This is a genomic window from Zobellella sp. DQSA1 (genome assembly GCF_041950555.1).
Classification (GTDB): domain Bacteria; phylum Pseudomonadota; class Gammaproteobacteria; order Enterobacterales; family Aeromonadaceae; genus Oceanimonas.
Genome location: NZ_CP169531.1, coordinates 3,351,765 through 3,371,751, shown reverse-complemented (window position 1 = coordinate 3,371,751; position 19,987 = coordinate 3,351,765). Strand labels below are relative to the sequence as shown.

The window sequence follows — 19,987 nt, the reverse complement described above, 5'->3', positions numbered from 1 at the left end:
GGGCAAACTCATGAATACGTGGCGCGGCGTGGTGCCGCTCACCCTGCCGGTAATGATGGGCTACCTGCCCCTGGGCGCGGTGTTCGGGGTGCTGTGGGTGGATGCGGGCCTGAGCTGGTATTGGGCGCCGCTGATGAGCGTGCTGGTCTATGCGGGCGCCCTGCAATACCTGGCGGTGGGCATGCTGGCGGCGGGCATCGGCTGGATCGATCTGGCGGTGGCGGCGCTGCTGGTGAACTTCCGCCATCTGTTCTACGGGCTGTCGCTCTATCACCTGTTGCCGAAGGGTGCCCTCGGCCGCCAGTATTTTATCTTCGGCATCACCGACGAAACCTATTCCCTGCTCAGCGCCTCCGGCCAGGTGAAAGACAGCAAGACCGCCCTGCTGGTGGTGCTGTTCAACCAGGGCTACTGGGTGCTGGGCACCCTGGCGGGCATACTGCTGGCGCGGGGCCTGCCTCCCGGCCTGCAGGGGCTGGATTTCGCCCTCACCGCCCTGTTCACCGTGCTGGCGGTGGAGCAGATCCGCGCCAAAAAGGACTGGGGCGCGGTGGCCCTGGGGCTGGTGGCCGCGGCCGTGGCCGGCATCTGGGTCGGCCAGTACTTCCTGCTGGCGGCCTCGCTGATGCTGGTGCTGGTATTGCTGGCCTGGCCAGAGTCGAAGCGGGAGGCGGCCCATGTCTGAACTCGACTACCTGCTGGCCGCGCTGATCATGGGAGCGGTCACCTTCGGCTTGCGCGCCTTTCCCTTCGTGGCGCGGGGTTTTATCGCCCACCACAGGCGCATTCAGGTGCTGGGGCGGCGGCTGCCGGTCGCCATGATGGTGCTGCTCACCCTCTACGCCATGGGCGTGCACCAGTGGAGTCAGCCCACCGACGGCACCCATCAGCTGCTTGCGGTGGCGGTGGTGGCGGCGTTGCAGCTGTGGCGCCGACAGGCGCTGCTTAGTATCCTCGCCGGCACCCTGCTGTACATGGCGCTGATGAACGGCTGGCTGGGGCTCTGATCCCAGCCGGCTTTCGGCTATAATCCGGCTCCCGCATTTTTCCGGACCCGTCGACCATGAAGATGACCCCTGCTTTGCGCGCCCGTCTGTTGGGCCTGATGACCCTGTGCCTGGGCACCCTGGCCCAGGCTGCACCCTTCGTCTTTACCGCCATTCCCGATCAGGACGAACGCCACCTGACCGAGCGCTTCGGCAAGATTGCCGACTACCTCGCCGACCGGCTGGGAGTGGAGGTGCAGTACATTCCGGTGAAAAGCTACCCGGCGGCGGTGAGCGCCTTTCGCAACGATCAGGTGCAGCTGGCCTGGTTCGGCGGTCTGACCGGGGTGCAGGCCCGCGCGCTGGTGCCCGGCAGCGAGGCCATCGCCCAGGGGGTGGAAGACACCGAGTTCGTCAGCTATATCATCGCCCACGCCAGTACCGGTTTGAGCGAGAGTAAGCAGTTACCCGCCGGGCTTGCCGGCAAGCGCTTCACCTTCGGCGACAAGGGCTCCACCTCCGGCCGGCTGATGCCCGAGTTCTACCTGCGCCAGCATTTCGGCCAGGCACCGGAGCAGCTGTTCTCCCGGGTCGGCTTTTCCGGCGATCACAACCGCACCATCAGCCTGGTGCAGTCCGGCGCCTTCGAACTGGGTGCGGTGAACTACGCGGTGTGGGACGCGGAAAAGGCCAAGGGCAATATCGATGAGAGCAAGGTCGGGGTGATTTGGGCCACCCCCGCCTATCCCGACTACCAGTGGAGCATCCGTGGCGACGTGGACGCGCGCTTTGGCGCCGGTTTCAAGCAAAAGGTGCAACAGGCGCTGCTGGAGATGACCGCTCCCGAGCTGCTGGCGGCCTTTCCCCGCTCCGGCTTTATCGCGGCGAGCAACGACGACTACGCCCCCATCCGCGACACCGCCGTGGCCATCGGTATCATGGATCCCGAGCAGTAATGGAAAAGGGCGCCAGCCTGTTCCGTTTCCACCAGGACACCCTGGGCTACGCGGGTACGCCGGTGCTGCGCGAGCTGTCGCTGGAGGTGAGGGAAGGGGACAAAATTGCCCTGCTGGGCGAGTCGGGCACCGGCAAGAGTACCCTGCTGCGCCGGCTGCGCGAGTTGCGCCCCCTGGAGGTGGCCTGGTGCCCGCAGCAGCCGGGGCTGGTGCCCATGCTGTCGGCCTTCCATAACATCTACATGGGGCGGCTCGAGCGCCATCCCTTCTGGTACAACCTGGCCAATCTGGTGCGGCCCCTGGCCCGGCCCCGGGCCGAGATCACCGAGTTGGCCAGCCAACTGGGACTGGCAGGCCAGCTGTGGACCGCCGCCGAGCGGCTTTCCGGTGGCCAGCAGGGCCGGATCGGCCTGGGTCGGGCCCTGTACCAGCAAAAGCCCATCTTTATCGGCGACGAGCCGGTGTCGGCGCTGGACGAGCGCCAGGCCGACGAACTGCTGCGGCTGGTCTGTGCCCGCCACCGCACCGTGGTGCTGGCGCTGCACAACGTGGAGCAGGCACTCACTCACTGCACCCGCATCGTCGGCCTGCGTCAGGGGCGGGTGGTGCTGGACGCAGCCAGCCAGGCGCTGACCCCGGACCAGTTGCGTACCCTGTACCGGAGCGCCTGATGGTTCAGCCGCAACCGGCCCGGGCCATGGTGCACAGCAGCCTGCTGTTTCTGCTGCTGGCGCTGTTGTGTCTGCCTTGGGCCGATCTGTCCGTTACCGCCCCGGATCCCTGGCACGAGCTTTCCCGCCTCGGCGCCGGCCTGCTGCTGCCAGCCCCGCCCGAGGCCCATACCCTGTTTGCCGCCCTCGCCAATACCCTGGCCTTCGCCCTGCAGGGGGTGTCCCTGGGGGCCGTGCTGGGGCTGGGGCTGGCGGCGGGCTACCGCCATGCCGGGATCCGCCGGCTGGCGGCGGCGCTCAGGGCGGTGCACGAGCTGTTCTGGGCGTTGCTGTTTATCCAGTTGCTGGGGCTCACGGCACCGGCCGGGGTGCTGGCCATCGCCTTGCCCTACGCCGGCACCTTCGCCAAGATCTACGGCGAGCTGTTCGAAGAGGCGGATCCGGCGCCGGAGCAGGCGCTCACACCGGGCGTCGGCGGCCTGTCCCGGCTGCTGTTCATCCAGTTGCCCTTGTGTTGGCGGCAGATGACCACCTACACCGGCTACCGGCTGGAGTGCGGCATCCGCAGCTCGGCGGTGCTGGGCTTTATCGGCCTGCCGACCCTGGGTTACCACCTGGAATCCCTGCTGCGCCAGGGCTACTACAGCGAGGCGGCGAGCTTCTTCTACGCTCTGGTGCTGGTCATCGCCACCATCAAGTGGTGGCTCAGGCCCCGGCTGGTGCCGTTCTACCTGCTGGCGGCGTTGCTCTGGCTGCCGCCCCTGGCCGGCCTGGACTGGGCGCTGATGGCGCGCTTTTTCACCCAAGACATAGTGCCTGCCCCGCTGCGGGTGGGCGACTGGGCCGGGCTCTGGCCCTGGCTGGGGGCGCTGTGGCGGGGGCAGATGGCGCCGGGGCTGTTCAATACCCTGGTGCTGGCCCTGCTAGCGCTGGTGGTCACCGCCCTGCTGGCGCTGGCCTGGTTTCCGGCCATCTCGCGCCGCTTCGGCAACCCGGCCAGCCGCACCATCAGTCACTGGTGGCTGGTGCTGATGCGCTCCCTGCCCGAATATCTGCTGGCCTTTATCGGCATGCTGCTGCTCGGCCCCGGCATGCTGCCGGCCATGCTGGCGCTCGGCCTGCACAACGGCGCTATCATCGCCCACCTGCTGGGGCATCATCTCAACAGCCTGGTGCTGCGGGAAGACGCCCCCCGGGGAGCGAACCTGTATTGCTTCGAGGTGCTGCCCCGGCTGTACCGGGCCTTTATGGCCTACAGCCTGTACCGGTTCGAGAACCTGATCCGGGAAACGGCGATACTGGGCATGCTGGGCATTCCCACCCTGGGTTTTTTTATCGATTCGGCGTTCAGCGAGTTCCGCTTCGACCGGGCCATGGTGCTGCTGCTGGTGTGCGCCGGGCTCAATATCCTGGTGGACGCCCTGGCCCGGCGCCTGCGTCACCGGCTGCACCTGAGCAGCCGGGCGGAGGTGTTGTGATGTGGGCTCAGCGGCCGGAGCGGGGATTAAAGTACCAGGCCGCCGTCGATTTTCAGCACCTGGCCGGTGATGTAACGTGAGCGCTCGCTCGCCAGGAAGAGCACGCCCTCGGCGATATCCCGGGGCTCGCCCAGCTCGCCCAGGGGGATACGGGCGCGCATTTTGTCCAGCACCTTTTCCGGCACCGCCTGGGTCATCTCGGTGTTGATAAAGCCGGGGGCGATGCAGTTGGCGCGGATCTGGGCGCCGCCGCGGGCGAATTCCTTGGCCCAGCCCTTGGTCATGGCAATAAGGCCGCCCTTGCTGGCGCCATAGTTGCTCTGGCCGATATTGCCGTCGGTGCCGACGATGGAGGAAATGCTGACGATGCTGCCCTTCATCTGCACCTTCATCAGCGGCAACATGGCCTGGGTCATCATGAAGATGCCCTTGAGGTTGACGTTAAGCACCAGGTCCCAGTCGGACACCGTCATCTTGTCGAGCAGGGCGTCGCGGGTGATGCCGGCGTTGTTCACCAGCACGTCCACCCGGCCGTGCTCGGCCAGGATGCGGCCACTCAGTGTGCTCAGGGCAGCTGGATCGCACACGTCCAGGGTGGCGCCGGTTACATTGGGGTAGTCTTCCATCCAGCCCTGGGCCGGGGCCATGTTGATATCGCAGGCATACACCTTGACGGCGCCGGCCCGGGCCAGGGTTTCGCTGATGGCTCGGCCCAGGCCCCGGGCGGCGCCGGTCACCACGCAGATCTTGCCGTTCATCTCATCGTTAGGCTGGTTCATGGTCGTTTTCCTTTATTATGGGTTGATGGTCTTGCACCGTGGTCGGACCATAAAATCCATTTTAGCTTATTTTTTGCACTGCATTGTGTTTTGTTTCAGATTTAATCTATATATACCGGTATGTTATATATATTTAGTATTGCTATCGATTTTTCATTTTGCGGTGCAATATGGGGCTGCTACGCAGCAACCTGTGTGTCGGGTCATGGCTATCCCTTTGACGGCCGGCTGCTTCTCGCCTGCTCCCGAAAACGGGACGGTGATAATCCGGTCTGGTGGCGGAACCAGTGGCTGAAGTTGAAGGCGTCCGGGTAGCCGACCCGCTGGGCGACCTGGCTTATCTGCCAGTTGCTGTGGGCGAGCAGCTCCCGCGCCCGCTGCAGCCGGAGCCGGGCCAGCCGGTTCATCGGGCTCTGGCCGTAAAGCTTGCGGCAGACGCGGTTGAGGTGGGGCACCGAGCAGTGCACCTCTTCCGCCAGGGAGGCCTGGCTCCATTTCTGGTGCAACTGGGCCTCCAGCCGGGCGAACAGCTGACGCACCGCCATCTCCAGCCGGCTGAAGCCGCTCTGCTGCAGCAGGATCTCGGTAAGCAGCTCGTGCACCAGGGTCAGCAGCGGCCGCCGGCGCGGGGTGCGGCTCTGATGGTAGAGGCTGTCCATCAGCGGGGCCAGGGCCCAGACCTGATCGTGCTGGAACACATCGCTGTCGTGCTCCCGCAGCCGGGCCCAGGTGCCGCTGTCGCGCAGTAGCAGCCAGGCCATCTGCCAGTCGTCGCCGTCCAGTTCGAACAGGAAGGGCCGGCCTGCCGGCAGCAGGGTAACGCTGCCGGGCGATATCGCCAGGCGCCTGCCCGGCAGCGACAGCCGGCCCCGGCCGGCGGTGGTGAACAGCAGGGTGTGCAGATCCGGCGCCTTCTGGCCGACCTGGTACTGGCCTTTGAGCAGGCTCACCCCGCCCAGGTGCAGATCGTAGTCTTGCATCTCCGGCACTTCCTCGGTGATCAGGAAGCGCTCCCGGCACTCGGGCCCCAGTACCAGCAGGTCCTGGAAGTCATTATGATTCAAATTCACAGGTTGTTGATTCATATGTACATAGCCTGTTTTTCATTCGCTCATTAGAATACCCCCATAATAACTACTTCTCCAGCCTGCGCTCCGCCCATTGTCGGCCTGGCGGCAGGCCGCTTGTTTCACTATCAATCTTTTTTCACATTATCGGAGCATTCCGGGAGCAGCCTTTTCCGCCGTGGCGGGGCCGGTCCGGTGGGGGGCATTATGGGATATCGACAATTCTGGCGGCAGGTGATGAACCTGGCGCTGCCGGTGGCGGTGCAGTCGGCGCTGGTGGCGGCGCTGGGCATGGCCGACGTGCTGATGGTCAGCCACCTCGGCAACGAGGCGGTGGCGGCGGTGGGACTGTCGGCCAAGCTCAACTTCGTGCTGATCCTGGTGATGGCGGCCATCGGCACCGGCTGCTCCATCATGGTGGCCCAGTATTTCGGCGCCGGCCGGCGCGACAAGGTACGCCAGACCCTGGCCTTCTCGCTGTTGCTCGGCACCCTGGTGATGCTGCCCTTCACCCTCTGGCTGCTGGGCTGGTCCGCGCCGCTGATCCGCCTGGGCAGCAGTGACCCCAACGTGGTCGAGCTGGGTACCCTGTATCTCACCCTGATCGGCCTGACCCTGTTCACCACCCAGGGCATCATCGTCTACGAGTCGGCCATGCGCTCCATCGGCCGCGCCGACTGGCCGCTCAAGTACGCGGCGGTGGCCATCCTGCTTAACATCGCGCTCAACTACTGGCTGATCAACGGCGGCCTGGGGCTACCGGCCCTGGGCGTGACCGGGGCGGCCATCGCCACCGTGCTGGCGCGGCTGTTCCAGTTCGGCTGGATCCTCTGGGAGCAGCAGCAGCGGCCGGAGCTGCGGCTGGAGGGTGCCACCTGGCGTGCGCTGCGCGGCACCCGACTGCCGGGGAATTTCATTGCCCTGACCTGGCCGCTGGTGGCCAACTTTACCCTGTGGTCGGCCGGCTCGCTCGGCTATCACCTGATCGCCGGTCGTATGGGCACGGTGCCGCTGGCGGTGATGAGCCTGCTGGCACCGATAGAAGGCATGTACCACGCCTTCTTCTTCGGCCTGGTCAGCGCCTGCGGCATCATGATCGGCCAGCGCCTGGGACGGGATCAGTTTGCCGAGGCCCGCTGGCTGGCGCACCGTTTCCTGTGGATAGCGCCGCTGGGCTCCCTGCTGCTGGGGCTTATACTGCTGGCGGCTTCGCCGCTGTTGCTGGGCTGGATGAACATGCCGGACGCCGACACCGCCCACCAGACCCAGCTGGCCATGGTGGTGATGTGCCTGGGCTTCTGGGTCAAGGTGTTCAACATGACCGCCATCCAGGGCATTTTGCGCTCCGGCGGCGACAGCCGCTTCTGCCTGGGCATGGACATGGTGGCGATGTGGATCATCGGCCTGCCGCTGACCTGGCTGGCGGCCTTTTTCTGGGAGCTGCCCTTCGTCTGGGTGTACGCCATGGTGCTGAGCGAGGAGGTGGTGAAGGCGCTGGGGGTGTACTGGCGGATCCGCAAGGGCTACTGGCTGGCGAACCTGACCGAGCCGGAAGAGCGGCCAACGGCGATGGCCGAGCCCGCGGCCTAGACAGGGGAGGTAGAAGAGGGGAGGCGAAAGCCTCCCCTTTTGTTTAGCAAGGGGTTAGCCCGTTGCCGGCCGCCGGGGGTGGCCCGGATGCATTTGTGGCTTGGATCACAGGATAGCTGAAACGATTTTGCAACCTTGCTCACAGAAATGATCCATTTGCGAGCTTGCTGGTTGCTAAACCGTTTTAGCATGCGCTAGTTTGTTCCTCGAGCCCGAACTTGGCCCAAGTTTTCCGTCAGTGATGCAGCCCTCGGCTGCCTTGTTACAAGGATGAACAATGCACACTTTTTCCCGTACCCTGCTTGCTACCCTGATCACCGGCCTGTCCGCCCAGGCCCTGGCCCAACCGGTGGAAATCCGCGCCTGGCGTCACGACACCAACGAGCATGAGATCGCCGCCTCCCAGGCGGCCGTGGCCCGTTTCAACGCCAGCCAGGGCGACTACCGGGTGGTGGTGGAGCTGATCCCCGAGGGTGCCTACACCGAAACCATCAACGCCGCGGCCCTGGCCGGGCGCCTGCCCTGCGTGCTGGACATGGACCAGCCGGTGGTGCCCAACTTCGCCTGGGCCGGTAACCTGGCGCCCCTGGAGGGGCTACTGGATCAGTCCCTGCTGGAACAAATCGCGCCCACCGGCAAGGGCAGCTACCAGGGCAAGGTGTATTCGGTGGGCCAGTACGACGTGGCCCTGTCGCTGTTCACCCGCCAGAGCACCCTCGACAAGCACGGCATCCGCCAGGCGACCCTGGAGGCGCCCTACAGCCGCGAGGAGTTCGACCAGATCCTGGCCAGGCTCAAGGCTTCGGGAGACTTCTTCTACCCCTTCGATATCAACACCAGCTGGAGCGGTGAATGGGCCTCCTACGGCTTCGCCCCCTTCCTGCAGAGCTTCGGTGGCGACCAGATCGACCGCGCCAACTACCTGGCGTCCGAGGGCGAGCTTAACGGCGAGGCCGCCGAGGCCTGGGGCGAGTGGATGAGAGCCCTGGTGACCCAGGGCTATATCGACCGCCGCGCCGCCGACGACAAGGGCTTCCTGCGCGGCCGGGTGGCCATCCACTACAACGGCTCCTGGGCGGTGGGCGAATACAGTGAACTGCTGGGGGACGATTTGGTGGTGATGCCGACCCTGGATCTGGGCCAGGGCCCGGTGGTTGGCAGCGGCTCCTGGCACTGGGGCATCAGCAGCAGCTGTCCGCACCAGGAAGGCGCCGCCCGCTTCGTTAGCTTCCTGCTGCAGCCGGAGGAAATCGCCGCCATGGCCGACGCCACCAGCCTTATCCCCACCTCGGCGGCGGCGGCGGCCCTGACCGAGCACTACCGGGAAGGGGGCAGCCGGCGCATGTTCTACGACTACTCCGAGCGCTTCGCCCGCATCCGGCCCGAGACCCCGGCCTACCCGGTGATCAGCAGCAGCTTCGAGAAGGCGGTCAACGACATCCTCGACGGACGGGACGTGCTGGATTCCCTGGACGCGGCGGTAACGGTGATAGAGCGCAACATCCGCGACAACAACGGTTACGGCTTCCAGTAACCCCCATGGGCCCGCCCGGCGCGGGCCCCGGCTCCAGTACACAGGACACGACATGATGCCCACCCAAACCCTGCGGCAGCCGGCGGTGACGGCCGCCCGCCCCAAGGACACCCTGGCCCGGCGGCAGCGCTTCTACGGCTGGCTGCTGGGCAGCCCCGCCTTCTTCGGGCTGGCGCTCTTCATCCTGGTGCCCTTCGTGATGGCGATAGTGCTGTCGTTCACCAACCAGCGGCTGCTGTCGCCCAACGCCACCGAGATGGTGGGCCTGCGCAACTACGACCGGCTGCTGGCGGTGACCTGGCTGACCCAGGACGCCCAACGCGACGAGGCGGGCGCTATCCTGCGGGCCGCCGACGGCGCGCCCGAGTTCGAGCGGCTGCGCACCCTGCTCCGCGCCAACCCGGACTACCGGGACTACAGTGAACTGGCCAGCTTCACCCTGGCCGAGTCGCGGCTGGTGCTGCTGGCCAAGGATCCGCTGTTCATCAAGTCCTTCGGCAACACCCTGAAGTTCGCCTTCATGGTGATCCCCCTGCAGTGCGGCGCCGCCCTGCTGCTGGCGCTATTGGTCAACCTGGGGTTGAGGGGCACCAATTTTTTCCGCACCGCCTATTTCGCGCCCGTGGTGACCTCCATGGTGGTGGTGTCCATCGTCTGGACCTTCCTCTACCACAAGGACACCGGCCTGATTAACGAATTCCTGAAGACCCTGTCCTTCGGCCTGATCGGGGACATCGACTGGCTGGGCAGCCCGGCCTGGTCGATGCCGGCCATCGTCGTCATGTCGGCCTGGCAGGGGGCGGGATACCAGATGCTGATCTTCCTCGCCGGCCTGCAGAACATCCCCGAGGATCTGTACGAGGCGGCCTCCCTCGACGGCGCCAACGGCTGGCAGAAGTTCTGGCACATCACCCTGCCGGGGCTGCGCAACACCACCATCTTCGTGGTGATCTCCACCACCATCGCCGCCTTCGGCCTGTTCACCCAGGTGGACGTGATGACCGCCGGCGGGCCCGCCGACTCCACCAGCACCGTGATGTACCATGCGGTGCGCAAGGGATTCCGCGAGCAGGACATCGGCTACGGCGCCACCATCAGCGTGATCTACTTCCTGGTGATCCTGGCCATCGCCCTGGGCCAGAAATACTATTTCGACAAGCGGGAGAAACAAGCATGAGCGCCTCTTCGTCCTCCATGGTCGATCCCAACTTCATCTACAAGCGGATCCTGACCTACGCCGTGCTGGTGCTGCTGGCCTACGTGTTCCTGTTCCCGCTGCTGTTCATGGTGATCTCCTCGTTCAAGCCCCAGCAGCAGATCTTCGCCGATCTCTACTCGATCCGCGCCCTGCTGCCGGTGGGGGAGGTCTCCCTCGACAATTACCGGGCGGTGTTCCGCAAGAGCGCCATCGAGACCATGTTCCTCAACTCGGTGATCATCACCGGCACCACAGTGGTGCTGGGCCTGCTGGTCAACAGCCTGGCCGCCTTCGCCCTGAGCCGGCTGCGCTGGAAGGGGCAGCAGCTGATGCTGACCCTGGTGATAGCGTTGCTGATCATCCCCTTCGAGGCCATCTCGGTGCCGCTGCTGATGCTGGTGGCGCACCTGCCCTGGGTCGGCTGGGAAAACGGCCAGTTCGTGCTGCACGGCTCCTGGCTCAACAGCCTGCAGGTGCAGATACTGCCGATGGTGGCCAACGCCTTCTCCATCTTCCTGTTCTACCAGTTCTTCCGGGACATTCCGAAAGACTTCGACGAGGCGGCGGCCATCGACGGCGCCAGCCCCTGGCAGATTTACTGGAAGGTGATAGTGCCCATGTCCTGGCCGGTGTTCGCCACCGTGGCCATACTGCAGTTCCTGCACATGTGGAACCAGTACCTCTGGCCCATCATGGTGGTGCAGGGCGAGGCCGCCCGGCCGCTGCAGCCGGGTATCCAGCAGTTCTTCGGCACCACCACCGAGTGGGGCGAAATCATGGCCTATGCCAGCATGGTAACGGTCCCGGTATTGATTGTGTTCCTGGCGTTCCAGAAGCGGTTCGTCCGCAGCATGGCCAGCGCCGGCGTTAAAGGATAAGGAGAATCGAGATGACCAAGCAGGACCCTTACCGTCCGTTGTTCCACTTCACCCCGCCTTTCGGCTGGATGAACGACCCCAACGGCCTGGTGTATCACAGGGGCGAATTTCACCTCTGCTACCAGTACCATCCCATGGACACCGTCTGGGGGCCCATGCACTGGGGCCACGCGGTGAGCCGGGATCTGCTGAGCTGGGAGCATCTGCCCATCGCCCTGGCGCCGGACGCCGCGGGCATGTGCTTCTCCGGCACCGCCACCGCCGATGCCGCCAACCGCACCGGCCTGGTGGGGCCGGAGGGAGGGCTGCTGGCCTACTACACCATCGCCGCCGAGAAGGCCGAGGACGACCGGGACTTTCCCCAGTCCCAGGGGCTGGCCTACAGCACCGACGGCGGCCGCCGCTGGCAGCGCTATGCCGGCAACCCGGTGCTGCCCAACCCGGGGCTGCAGGATTTTCGCGATCCCAAGGTGTTCTGGCACCCAGCCAGCCAGCGCTGGATCATGGTGGTGACCCTGGGCCAGAAGGTGGGCATCTACCATTCCGTCGACGGCCTGGACTGGCAGTTCTGCTCCGAGTTCGGCGAAGGGGAGGGCGCCCACGATCACCTGGCCTGGGAATGCCCGGATCTGTTCGAGATCCCGGTGGCGGGCAGCGACGAGACCCGCTGGATACTGATTGTCGGCATCCAGCGCCAGGCCTATGCCTCCGGCTCCGGCACCCAGTACTTCGTGGGCCGCTTCGACGGCGAGCGCTTCGTCAATGACAATGCGGCCGACACCGTGCTGTGGCTGGACCATGGCCGCGACTACTACGCCAGCCAGACCTGGGCCGAGGTGCCGGCCGAGGACGGCCGCCGCCTGGTGCTGGGCTGGATGAGCTGCTGGCCCTACGCCAACCAGACCCCCACCGGCCACTGGCGCTCGGCCATGAGCCTGCCCCAGACCCTGGCCCTGAAGGCCACCGACCAGGGGCTGCGCCTGCACCGGGCCTTCGTGGCCGAGCTGGAGGCCTTCGAGCGGCCGGAACGGGTGCTGGCCTGCGGCGAGCATGGTGCCGGCGAACTGCTGGCCGCCGACTGGCCAGAGGCGGCCCGGCTGCAGCTGGCGCTTGAGCTTGCGGAAGGGAGCGAACTGCGCATTAGCCCCACCGGCGAGGCGGACTTTATCCTGTTCCGCCGGGACGGCCGCCTGGGCCTGCGCAGCCGGCGCCGGGGCCGGACCGGGGTGGCGGAATTCGACGAGCACTACCCCCACGACTACGAGCTGGATCTGGGCGCCCCTCGCCCGCTCAGCCTGGACCTGCTGCTGGATCGCTGCTCGGCGGAGCTGCTGCTGGACGACGGCCGCTACGGCATGACCCAGCTGCTGTTCGGCGACAGCCCCCGCCGCTGCCGGCTGGAGGTGGAATGGGGCAGCCTGGTGCTGGAGCAAGGACACTGGCTCGGCCTGAGCCGAAGCGCATAAGCGGAGGACGCAAGCAAATGGCGGATTTAGTACTGAACAAGGTGATCAAGCGCTTCGGCGAAGTGCAGACCATCCACGGGGTGGATCTGGACATCCGGCACGGTGAGTTCGTGGTGTTCGTCGGCCCCTCGGGCTGCGGCAAGTCGACCCTGCTGCGCATGATCGCCGGGCTGGAGTCGGTGAGCGGGGGCGACGTCATCATCGACAACCAGAGGGTCAACGAGGTGTCGCCCTCGGAGCGGGGCATCGCCATGGTGTTCCAGTCCTATGCCCTCTACCCGCACATGACGGTGCGCGACAACATGAGCTTCGGCCTGCGCCTGGCGAAGAAGAGCAAAGATGAGATCAACCAGCGGGTGGGCGAGGCCGCCCGCATCCTCAAGCTGGAGCACCTGCTCGACCGGCTGCCCAAGCAGCTGTCCGGCGGCCAGCGGCAGCGGGTGGCCATCGGCCGCACCATAGTGCGCAACCCCAAGGTATTCCTGTTCGACGAGCCCCTGTCCAACCTGGACGCCGAGCTGCGGGTGCAGATGCGGGTGGAGATTTCCAAGCTGCACGAGCAGCTCGGCAACACCATGGTCTACGTGACCCACGATCAGGTGGAGGCCATGACCATGGCCGACAAGATAGTGGTGTTGCGTGACGGCCGGGTGGAGCAGGTGGGGGCGCCGCTCGAGCTTTACCACAACCCGGTGAACCAGTTCGTGGCCGGTTTTATCGGCTCGCCGCGGATGAACTTCCTCAACGCCGAGGTGGTGGCGGCCGAGGGCCGTCAGGCCCGGCTGCGGCTGAGCGGCGGCGAGTGCTTCGAACTGGTCCTGGATCGGGAAGCGACGGTGGGGGAGGTGCTGCTGCTGGGTATCCGGCCCGAGCACCTGCTGGTGGACGAACCGGCGGACGTCAGCCTGGCGCTGGCAGTGGAGGTGGTGGAGGCCCTGGGCGGCAGCACCTTCGCCTACAGCCGCTACGCCGGCGAGGACGAGGTGGTGGTGGTGACCGACGGCGGCCACCTGATCCGCCGGGGCAGCAGCATCCGGGCCGGCTTCCGGCTGGAGCACCTGCACCTGTTCGACACCAGCGAGGGCTGTTGCAGCCTGCTACAGCAGCAGAAGGCGCCCCGGGTGGCCAGGATACTGGACGCCGCCTGATAACCTGTTTACGCCCTTTGCGAGGCTGTCTATTGCGGCCCAGGGAAGAGACAACAGGGCTACCTCCACCGACACGCTTCGGGACCTGATACTCACCGTTTCTGCCTGCTGCGAACATTCACTGGATGTTCGGTCAGGTCGAAATGGTTCGTTACGGCGAGCAAGCTCGCCCCATGGAGGCTCCGTCGCGCCTTCCCTGGCGCGGAGGGTCGGCGGAGCCGTTCCCTTTGTCCTCCCTGTTGCCTCTTCGCCAGGTGGCAACAGCAAACATCTGACCGATCAAGTTTTAAACCGATCGGTGATTTAGATCACACAGGGAAATACAAAGAAACGGCGCCCTTGGGCGCCGTTTTGTCAGTGTTCCCGGGTCTTGCGGAACTGGATATCCGGGTAGCGTTCCTGGGTCAGGTTGAGGTTGACCATGGTGGGGGCGATATAGGTGAGGTTGTCGCCGCCGTCGAGCGCCAGGTTGAGGGACATCTTGCGCTGGAACTCGTCCAGCTTCTTGGGATCCTTGCCGTACACCCAGCGGGCGGTGGACACGTTCACCGCTTCGTACATGGCGTCCACGTTGTATTCGGACTTGAGCCGGGCGACCACCACGTCGAACTGCAGCACACCCACGGCGCCCACGATCAGGTCGTTGTTGTCCAACGGGCGGAACACCTGCACCGCGCCCTCTTCCGCCAGCTGCACCAGGCCCTTGAGCAATTGCTTCTGCTTGAGCGGATCGCGCAGCCGGATGCGGCGGAACAGCTCGGGGGCGAAGTTGGGAATACCGGAAAACTTGAGATCCTCGCCCTGGGTGAAGGTGTCGCCGATCTGGATGGTACCGTGGTTGTGCAGGCCGATGATGTCGCCGGCGAAGGCTTCCTCCGCCCGCTCCCGGTCACCGGCCATAAAGGTCACCGCGTCGGAGATGTTGACCAGCTTGCCGATGCGCACGTGCTTCATCTTCATGCCCTGGCTGTATTTGCCGGACACGATACGCATGAAGGCGATGCGGTCCCGGTGCTTGGGATCCATGTTGGCCTGGATTTTGAACACGAAGCCGGAGAACTTTTCTTCCGAGGCCTCCACCGCCCGCTCATGGGTCTGGCGCGGCATCGGCGCCGGCGCCCACTCGGTGAGGCCGTCGAGCATGTGGTCGACGCCGAAGTTGCCGAGCGCGGTGCCGAAGAACACCGGGGTCAGTTCGCCGGACAGGAACAGCTCCCGGTCGAACTGGTGGGAGGCGCCCATCACCAGCTCCAGCTCTTCGCGCAGCTGGGCGGCGAAGTCGTCGCCGATGGCCTGGTCCAGCTCGGGGTTGTCCAGGCCCTTGACGATGCGCAGTTCCTGAATGGTGTGGCCCTGGCCGGACTGGTAGAGGATGGTCTCGTCCCGGTGCAGGTGGTAGACCCCCTTGAACAGTTTGCCGCTGCCGATGGGCCAGGTGACCGGGGCGCACATGATGTTGAGCTCGGTTTCCACCTCGTCCAGCAGCTCCATGGGGTCACGGATGTCCCGGTCCAGCTTGTTCATGAAGGTGACGATGGGGGTGTCGCGCAGCCGGGTCACTTCCATCAGTTTGCGGGTACGGTCTTCCACACCCTTGGCGGCGTCGATCACCATCAGGCAGGAGTCCACCGCGGTCAGGGTGCGGTAGGTGTCTTCCGAGAAATCTTCGTGCCCAGGGGTGTCGAGCAGGTTGACCAGGCGGTCGTTGTAGGGGAACTGCATCACCGAGGTGGTGACCGAGATGCCCCGCTCTTTTTCCATCTCCATCCAGTCGGACTTGGCGTGCTGGCTGGAGCCCCGGCCCTTGACGGTGCCGGCGGTCTGGATGGCGCGCCCGTGCAGCAGCACCTTTTCGGTGATGGTGGTCTTACCCGCATCGGGGTGCGAGATGATGGCGAAAGTGCGGCGCTTGGCCACTTCCTGCTGGAATGGTGATGACATGGTCGGCAATCTTCTACTTTGATGAAGGAGCGAAAAGCGCGCTGGCGCCCTTTACTCGATGAGCGACAGAGATAACGGCGCCTATTGTCCCCGATCCGCGCCGGATCCTCAATCGACAGATCATCACCATTCATCTTCAGCCGGGGTACGGCTACGGCCTTACCGCCCGCTCCACGTAGCGGGCCAGGTCGGCGATCTGTTCGGGGCTGAGGCTGTCCTTGAAGGCCGGCATGATGCCTACCCCGTTGGTGACGGCCTGCACCACTTGCGCTTCGGTGGGCTTGAGTTCGTCGAGACTGGGGCCTATCTGGCCTTCGGCCCCCGCATCCCGCAGGCTATGGCAGAGGGCACAGGAAGGCTGGGCCAGCTCCATGAAGATCATTTTGCCGGCCTCGACATCCCCCCCGGCCTGGGCCGTCAGGCTCAGGGACAGGCCGAGGGGCAGCAGTATCAGTCGCAGCATTAAGACTCCTTGTGGCCTTGTCGGTCGGGCAGGACTGCCGGCCCGACCGTGAGTCAGGCGACGGTGACGGTAACGCCATGATCCTTCCAGCCGTTGTGGCCGTAGCCCCGTTCGTTGTCGGTTCGCTCTTCCGGCTGCACCTGGCCCCGGTCGTCGGTGGCCCGGCTGACCAGGCGATATTCTCCCGGGGCCAGCTCGGTCGCCAGCACGAAGGGGCGCCAGGCGAAACGGCCCAGGTCCGGTCCGAGGAAGCGCGCCTCGGCCCAGCGGTTACCGCCGTCGACCGACACCTCGACCCTGGCCAGCCCGTGTACGCCGCCGAAGGCCACGCCGTAGATCAGGCTGCGCCCGGCGGTGGCCGAGGTCAGCGGCGAGGTCACCCAGGACTTGACCGGCATTTCCCACATGGAGGGCTGATCCGGCGATCCCGGCACACCTACTTCCCGCACCCGGTAGCCGGACGCCTGGATATTGGCATCGGTTTGCCCGGCGGTGAAGGCGAGTCGCCGGACGTACTTGACGTTGTTGACACCGTAGTAGCCGGGGATCACCAGCCGCACCGGGCCGCCGTGGGCCAGGGGCAGGGGGGCGTCGTTCATCTCCCATACCAGCATGGCTTGCTCCAGCGCCGCCAGCGGCACCGAGCGCTCCACCATGACCGACTTGGGATCCAGGCCCGCCGGGATGGTTTCGCCGCCGGTGCCGGTGAGGTAGTTCATGCCGTCGACCACGCCACCCAGCTCGCGTACCACCTCGCGCAGCGGGACCCCGGTCCAGGCCACGCAGCCGGCGGCACCCACCGTCCAGGGGGTGCCGCTGGCGCCATGGGGGAAGAAGGCCCGACCGTTGCCGGAACACTGCAGTACGCTGACCACCGTTTCCACGCCGATGCGCTTCAGCTCGGCCAGGCTCAGGGCTCTGGGGTTGTTGACGCCCTCGATTTGCACCTCCCATCCTTCGGTGTCATTCATGATGCTGCTGTCGGGGGCCGGCAGGTTGTTGCGCACGAACAGTTGATCGCTGGGGGTGAGTATCCCGCGACCGATGGCATCACGCTTGGTTTCCAGGGTACTGGCGCTGTGCATTATCAGGGCATCGGCGTTTTTCCAGCCGACATAATCCGGCAGGGGCGCCCCCTGGGCCCTGGCCAGGGGCGAGAAGCCCACCAGTCCGGCCGTGGCCAGCAGGCCGGCACTGCCCAGCATCAGTTGGCGACGTTCCAGGTTGACGGGGCCGGTGGGGGCCGGGGCGCTTTCATGTTCGCTGTGGGGGGATACAGACACGACCAATCTCCTTATGGTTCCGCTTTGGGCTGCGTTTCATCGCAACGACTCTATAAAGGTCTAAGCCCTGGTTAAAAAAGTGTCAATCAACAAACGCTTCATTAACATTGTCTGATGTAAAAGAGTTCATCCCGGCGGCTGTTGTCGCTATCATCCGGGTTTTCCGTCGAAAAAGGTTGCTCCATGCCCCGCCCATACTGCCGAGGCTGCCGCTTGCCGCTGAATGCCTGCCTGTGTGCCGCAATCCGCCGCCAGCCCTGCCCCCTGCCGGTGGTGGTGCTGCAGCATCCCTCGGAGGCGAGGAACGCCAAGAGTACGGTGCCGCTGCTGCAATTGGGCTTGAGTGGGCTCAGGGTCGAGGTGGCGGAAACCATGGCGCCCCCATTGGGGAACTGGTGGCTGCTGTATCCCGGTGGGGACGCGGTTGATCTGGATGGTGGCGAGCCGGGCCCGGGCGTGCCGATAGACGGGCTGATCGTGCTGGACGGCACCTGGCGCAAGACCCGCCGCCTGCTGTATCTCAATCCCTGGTTGCCAGATCTGCCGAGGCTGAGCTTCAGTCAGGCTCCCGCCAGCCGTTACGCCATTCGCAAGGGACCGGGCGGCCAGGCTCTGTCAACCCTGGAAAGCCTGGCCCATGTGTTGCACAGGCTGTCCTGCCATTTTGATCCCCGGCCTTTGTACCGACTGTTGGACACCCGCGTTGCGCTGTTTCAGGCCCATCAGCCGCGGAGAACAGGGAAGGACTCCCTGGACCAACTTCATCACCAGGAATAGGGTTCCGTTCGGAATCTGATGGCAGTGTATACAAGAATCGGCACACGAGTCCCGATACCTTATCTCCCATTTTTCTACTCATCCCGTCGTCGGATCCGTTATTCTGGGACAGGATCTCGCCCGAGGCCTGGCTCCGGCCGCCACGGGGGCTACCAAGATGGCCTGGCTGGTCAAAAAGTATCATCGTGATGATATATATGGTTTTTTAAGTGTTTCTTTGGCTTTTCAAGACCGGAAATCCGGTGCTGAAAATAAATTTCTTGTTAAATAACATTGACAATCATCATATAATTGAAAAAAATCAAACCACAAATTGTCAACATTTTAAATTTTAAACTGTATACAGTTTGAACCAAGAAGGCAGCGCATGTGGTCTCAGCTCCCGCCCCAAGCAGGCAGGGCATCTGTTTCGATGCGCTAGGGTCTAAGTAATAAATATGAAACAGAGAAGGTAATACCATGGAAGCGTATCTGCTGGAATTTGGTAACTTGTTGCTGAGATGGCTGCACGTCATTGCTGCCGTCGCCTGGATCGGTGAGTCCATCTACTTCGTGATGCTGGACAACGGCCTGAAGCCGCCCAAGTCGGAAGAATGCAAGAAGAAAGGCGTGTTCGGCGAGATGTGGGCCGTACACGGCGGTGGTTTCTACCACAACCAGAAGTATGCCACCAGCCCGGAAAAACTGCCGGATGATTTACACTGGTCGTTCTGGAAGTCCTACACCACCTGGCTGTCGGGCTTTGCCCTGTTCGCCCTGCTGTACATGACCAACCCCAGCTTCTACCTGGTCAACCATAGCTCCCCCTGGGAGTGGGCAGCCGGTATGACCGGCTGGCAGGCCAACATCGTGGCCCTGGTGTTCCTGGCCTCGGGCTGGGTCGTATACAATGAGCTGTGCAAGCGCATCAGCCCCAACATGGAGCGCGACGGCGTGCTCAGTATCGCCGTGGCGGTGATGATGGTGGTGGTCGCCTACCTGAGCACCCAGATCTTTTCCGGTCGTGCCGCCTTTCTGATCACCGGTGCCGTCATGGCCACCGCCATGTCCGCCAACGTATTCTTCTGGATCATTCCGGGCCAGCGCCGCATGGTGAAAGCGTTGAAAGCCGGTGAGACCCCGAACCCGATCGATGGCAAGCGCGGCAAGCAGCGCTCGGTGCACAACACCTATTTCACCCTGCCGGTGCTGTTGCTGATGCTGAGCAACCACTACTCCTTCACCTACAACCATCCCCAGGCCTGGGTGATCATGACGCTGTTCATCTTCGCCGGTGCCCTGATCCGTCAGTACTTCGTGCTGATGCATTCCGGTCAGCACAAGCCGGCCTACCCGGCGGTGGGGGTGTTGTTGATCCTGGCGGTGGTGTGGATTGGTGCTCCGGCCAGCCGGGCGCCGGTCGCTGTTTCTGCGCCGGTATCCGGTGAGGTGACCGAGGACGCTGCCGAGGTGCAGGCGGCTTCCTCTGTTACCCTGGCCCAGGTGCAGGACATTATGGAAGCCCGCTGTGTGCAGTGCCACGCGGCCCAGCCGACCCAGGCGGGCTTTCCTTCCGCGCCTGCAGGCATGATGCTGGAGACCGAGCAACAGACCCAGCATCTGGCGCGCCAGATCAAGCAGGTGGTGGCCAACGGCTATATGCCGCTGGCCAACCTGACCCAGATGACTGACGAGGAGCGGGCCATGATCGCGGCCTGGAGCGGCAACTAAGTTTTTCCTGTGTTGTTATCCTTTGCAAAGCCCGCATCACGCGGGCTTTGCCGTTTGAGGTT

General features: G+C 64.6%; 18 protein-coding genes. 13 read left to right on the top strand and 5 right to left on the bottom strand.

Features of this window, described 5'->3' with window-relative positions; genetic code table 11:
* Window positions 1-10 precede the first annotated feature (10 nt).
* The 5 genes from ACEVBK_RS16140 to ACEVBK_RS16120 are packed head-to-tail and all read left to right on the top strand — an operon-like array spanning window position 11 to window position 4,091.
* Entirely contained in the window at window positions 11-685 is a 675-nt protein-coding gene (locus tag ACEVBK_RS16140; protein ID WP_375055922.1) for an AzlC family ABC transporter permease, read from the top strand.
* Window positions 678-1,007, top strand: a complete 330-nt coding sequence (locus tag ACEVBK_RS16135; protein ID WP_375055921.1) for a branched-chain amino acid transporter permease — start codon at window positions 678-680, stop codon at window positions 1,005-1,007. The genes ACEVBK_RS16140 and ACEVBK_RS16135 overlap by 8 nt, the downstream gene beginning before the upstream one ends.
* Window positions 1,008-1,063: 56 nt before the next feature.
* Window positions 1,064-1,942 carry a putative selenate ABC transporter substrate-binding protein gene (locus ACEVBK_RS16130; protein WP_375055920.1) on the top strand — a complete coding sequence of 293 codons (879 nt, stop codon included), beginning with the start codon at window positions 1,064-1,066 and terminating at the stop codon, window positions 1,940-1,942.
* Entirely contained in the window at window positions 1,942-2,613 is a 672-nt protein-coding gene (locus ACEVBK_RS16125; protein WP_375055919.1) for an ATP-binding cassette domain-containing protein, read from the top strand. The genes ACEVBK_RS16130 and ACEVBK_RS16125 overlap by 1 nt, the downstream gene beginning before the upstream one ends.
* On the top strand, window positions 2,613-4,091 hold the full coding sequence (locus ACEVBK_RS16120; protein ID WP_375055918.1) for a PhnE/PtxC family ABC transporter permease: 1,479 nt from the start codon (window positions 2,613-2,615) through the stop codon (window positions 4,089-4,091). The genes ACEVBK_RS16125 and ACEVBK_RS16120 overlap by 1 nt, the downstream gene beginning before the upstream one ends.
* 26 nt (window positions 4,092-4,117) lie before the next feature.
* On the opposite strand, the gene fabG is transcribed toward ACEVBK_RS16120, so the two are convergent.
* Complete coding sequence (gene fabG / locus ACEVBK_RS16115; protein ID WP_375055917.1) at window positions 4,118-4,870, bottom strand: 3-oxoacyl-ACP reductase FabG; 753 nt, start codon at window positions 4,868-4,870, stop codon at window positions 4,118-4,120.
* A gap of 209 nt (window positions 4,871-5,079) precedes the next feature.
* A complete protein-coding gene (locus ACEVBK_RS16110; protein WP_375055916.1) occupies window positions 5,080-5,955 on the bottom strand; it encodes an AraC family transcriptional regulator in 876 nt (291 codons plus the stop codon).
* Between the two features lie 189 nt (window positions 5,956-6,144).
* Here ACEVBK_RS16110 and ACEVBK_RS16105 point away from each other — a divergent pair, with 189 nt between their 5' ends.
* From ACEVBK_RS16105 to ACEVBK_RS16080, 6 genes are all read left to right on the top strand, one after another.
* Complete coding sequence (locus tag ACEVBK_RS16105; RefSeq protein ID WP_375055915.1) at window positions 6,145-7,527, top strand: MATE family efflux transporter; 1,383 nt, start codon at window positions 6,145-6,147, stop codon at window positions 7,525-7,527.
* 277 nt (window positions 7,528-7,804) lie between these two features.
* Window positions 7,805-9,061, top strand: a complete 1,257-nt coding sequence (locus ACEVBK_RS16100; protein WP_375055914.1) for an ABC transporter substrate-binding protein — start codon at window positions 7,805-7,807, stop codon at window positions 9,059-9,061.
* Window positions 9,062-9,113: 52 nt separating this feature from the next.
* Entirely contained in the window at window positions 9,114-10,238 is a 1,125-nt protein-coding gene (locus tag ACEVBK_RS16095) for a carbohydrate ABC transporter permease (RefSeq protein ID WP_375055913.1), read from the top strand.
* Window positions 10,235-11,137 carry a carbohydrate ABC transporter permease gene (locus ACEVBK_RS16090; protein ID WP_375055912.1) on the top strand — a complete coding sequence of 301 codons (903 nt, stop codon included), beginning with the start codon at window positions 10,235-10,237 and terminating at the stop codon, window positions 11,135-11,137. Before ACEVBK_RS16095 ends, ACEVBK_RS16090 begins: the two co-directional genes overlap by 4 nt.
* An 11-nt stretch (window positions 11,138-11,148) precedes the next feature.
* The gene (locus ACEVBK_RS16085) at window positions 11,149-12,603 is read left to right on the top strand and encodes a glycoside hydrolase family 32 protein (RefSeq protein WP_375055911.1); all 1,455 of its coding nucleotides are present in this window, start codon (window positions 11,149-11,151) and stop codon (window positions 12,601-12,603) included.
* Between the two features lie 17 nt (window positions 12,604-12,620).
* Window positions 12,621-13,751 (top strand): ABC transporter ATP-binding protein, encoded by a 1,131-nt coding sequence (locus ACEVBK_RS16080; RefSeq protein ID WP_375055910.1) that lies wholly within the window; start codon window positions 12,621-12,623, stop codon window positions 13,749-13,751.
* A gap of 354 nt (window positions 13,752-14,105) precedes the next feature.
* Here the strand turns inward: ACEVBK_RS16080 and prfC are convergent, their stop codons facing one another.
* The 3 genes from prfC to ACEVBK_RS16065 form a co-directional block, all read right to left on the bottom strand.
* Window positions 14,106-15,692: a peptide chain release factor 3 gene (gene prfC, locus ACEVBK_RS16075; protein ID WP_375055909.1), complete on the bottom strand. Its 1,587-nt coding sequence runs from the start codon at window positions 15,690-15,692 to the stop codon at window positions 14,106-14,108.
* Window positions 15,693-15,843: 151 nt separating this feature from the next.
* On the bottom strand, window positions 15,844-16,155 hold the full coding sequence (locus ACEVBK_RS16070) for a c-type cytochrome (protein WP_375055908.1): 312 nt from the start codon (window positions 16,153-16,155) through the stop codon (window positions 15,844-15,846).
* Window positions 16,156-16,208: 53 nt separating this feature from the next.
* Window positions 16,209-17,438, bottom strand: a complete 1,230-nt coding sequence (locus ACEVBK_RS16065; RefSeq protein WP_375055907.1) for a sulfite oxidase — start codon at window positions 17,436-17,438, stop codon at window positions 16,209-16,211.
* 183 nt (window positions 17,439-17,621) lie between these two features.
* On the opposite strand from ACEVBK_RS16065, the gene ACEVBK_RS16060 reads away from it, so the two are divergent.
* Together ACEVBK_RS16060 and ACEVBK_RS16055 are read left to right on the top strand one after the other, a co-directional pair.
* Complete coding sequence (locus tag ACEVBK_RS16060; RefSeq protein ID WP_375055906.1) at window positions 17,622-18,215, top strand: tRNA-uridine aminocarboxypropyltransferase; 594 nt, start codon at window positions 17,622-17,624, stop codon at window positions 18,213-18,215.
* A gap of 459 nt (window positions 18,216-18,674) precedes the next feature.
* A complete protein-coding gene (locus tag ACEVBK_RS16055; RefSeq protein ID WP_375055905.1) occupies window positions 18,675-19,925 on the top strand; it encodes a urate hydroxylase PuuD in 1,251 nt (416 codons plus the stop codon).
* Window positions 19,926-19,987 lie beyond the last annotated feature (62 nt).

Excerpts from the sequence above, each read along its gene's own strand:
- ACEVBK_RS16055 (WP_375055905.1), top strand. The coding sequence starts at position 18,675 with ATGGAAGCGTATCTGCTGGAATTTGGTAACTTGTTGCTGAGATGGCTG.
- ACEVBK_RS16140 (WP_375055922.1), top strand. The coding sequence starts at position 11 with ATGAATACGTGGCGCGGCGTGGTGCCGCTCACCCTGCCGGTAATGATG.
- ACEVBK_RS16070 (WP_375055908.1), bottom strand. The coding sequence starts at position 16,155 with ATGCTGCGACTGATACTGCTGCCCCTCGGCCTGTCCCTGAGCCTGACG.
- ACEVBK_RS16100 (WP_375055914.1), top strand. The coding sequence starts at position 7,805 with ATGCACACTTTTTCCCGTACCCTGCTTGCTACCCTGATCACCGGCCTG.
- fabG (WP_375055917.1), bottom strand. The coding sequence starts at position 4,870 with ATGAACCAGCCTAACGATGAGATGAACGGCAAGATCTGCGTGGTGACC.
- ACEVBK_RS16110 (WP_375055916.1), bottom strand. The coding sequence starts at position 5,955 with ATGAATCAACAACCTGTGAATTTGAATCATAATGACTTCCAGGACCTG.
- ACEVBK_RS16135 (WP_375055921.1), top strand. The coding sequence starts at position 678 with ATGTCTGAACTCGACTACCTGCTGGCCGCGCTGATCATGGGAGCGGTC.
- ACEVBK_RS16125 (WP_375055919.1), top strand. The coding sequence starts at position 1,942 with ATGGAAAAGGGCGCCAGCCTGTTCCGTTTCCACCAGGACACCCTGGGC.
- ACEVBK_RS16105 (WP_375055915.1), top strand. The coding sequence starts at position 6,145 with ATGGGATATCGACAATTCTGGCGGCAGGTGATGAACCTGGCGCTGCCG.
- ACEVBK_RS16080 (WP_375055910.1), top strand. The coding sequence starts at position 12,621 with ATGGCGGATTTAGTACTGAACAAGGTGATCAAGCGCTTCGGCGAAGTG.
- ACEVBK_RS16060 (WP_375055906.1), top strand. The coding sequence starts at position 17,622 with ATGCCCCGCCCATACTGCCGAGGCTGCCGCTTGCCGCTGAATGCCTGC.
- ACEVBK_RS16090 (WP_375055912.1), top strand. The coding sequence starts at position 10,235 with ATGAGCGCCTCTTCGTCCTCCATGGTCGATCCCAACTTCATCTACAAG.
- ACEVBK_RS16120 (WP_375055918.1), top strand. The coding sequence starts at position 2,613 with ATGGTTCAGCCGCAACCGGCCCGGGCCATGGTGCACAGCAGCCTGCTG.
- prfC (WP_375055909.1), bottom strand. The coding sequence starts at position 15,692 with ATGTCATCACCATTCCAGCAGGAAGTGGCCAAGCGCCGCACTTTCGCC.
- ACEVBK_RS16130 (WP_375055920.1), top strand. The coding sequence starts at position 1,064 with ATGAAGATGACCCCTGCTTTGCGCGCCCGTCTGTTGGGCCTGATGACC.
- ACEVBK_RS16085 (WP_375055911.1), top strand. The coding sequence starts at position 11,149 with ATGACCAAGCAGGACCCTTACCGTCCGTTGTTCCACTTCACCCCGCCT.
- ACEVBK_RS16095 (WP_375055913.1), top strand. The coding sequence starts at position 9,114 with ATGATGCCCACCCAAACCCTGCGGCAGCCGGCGGTGACGGCCGCCCGC.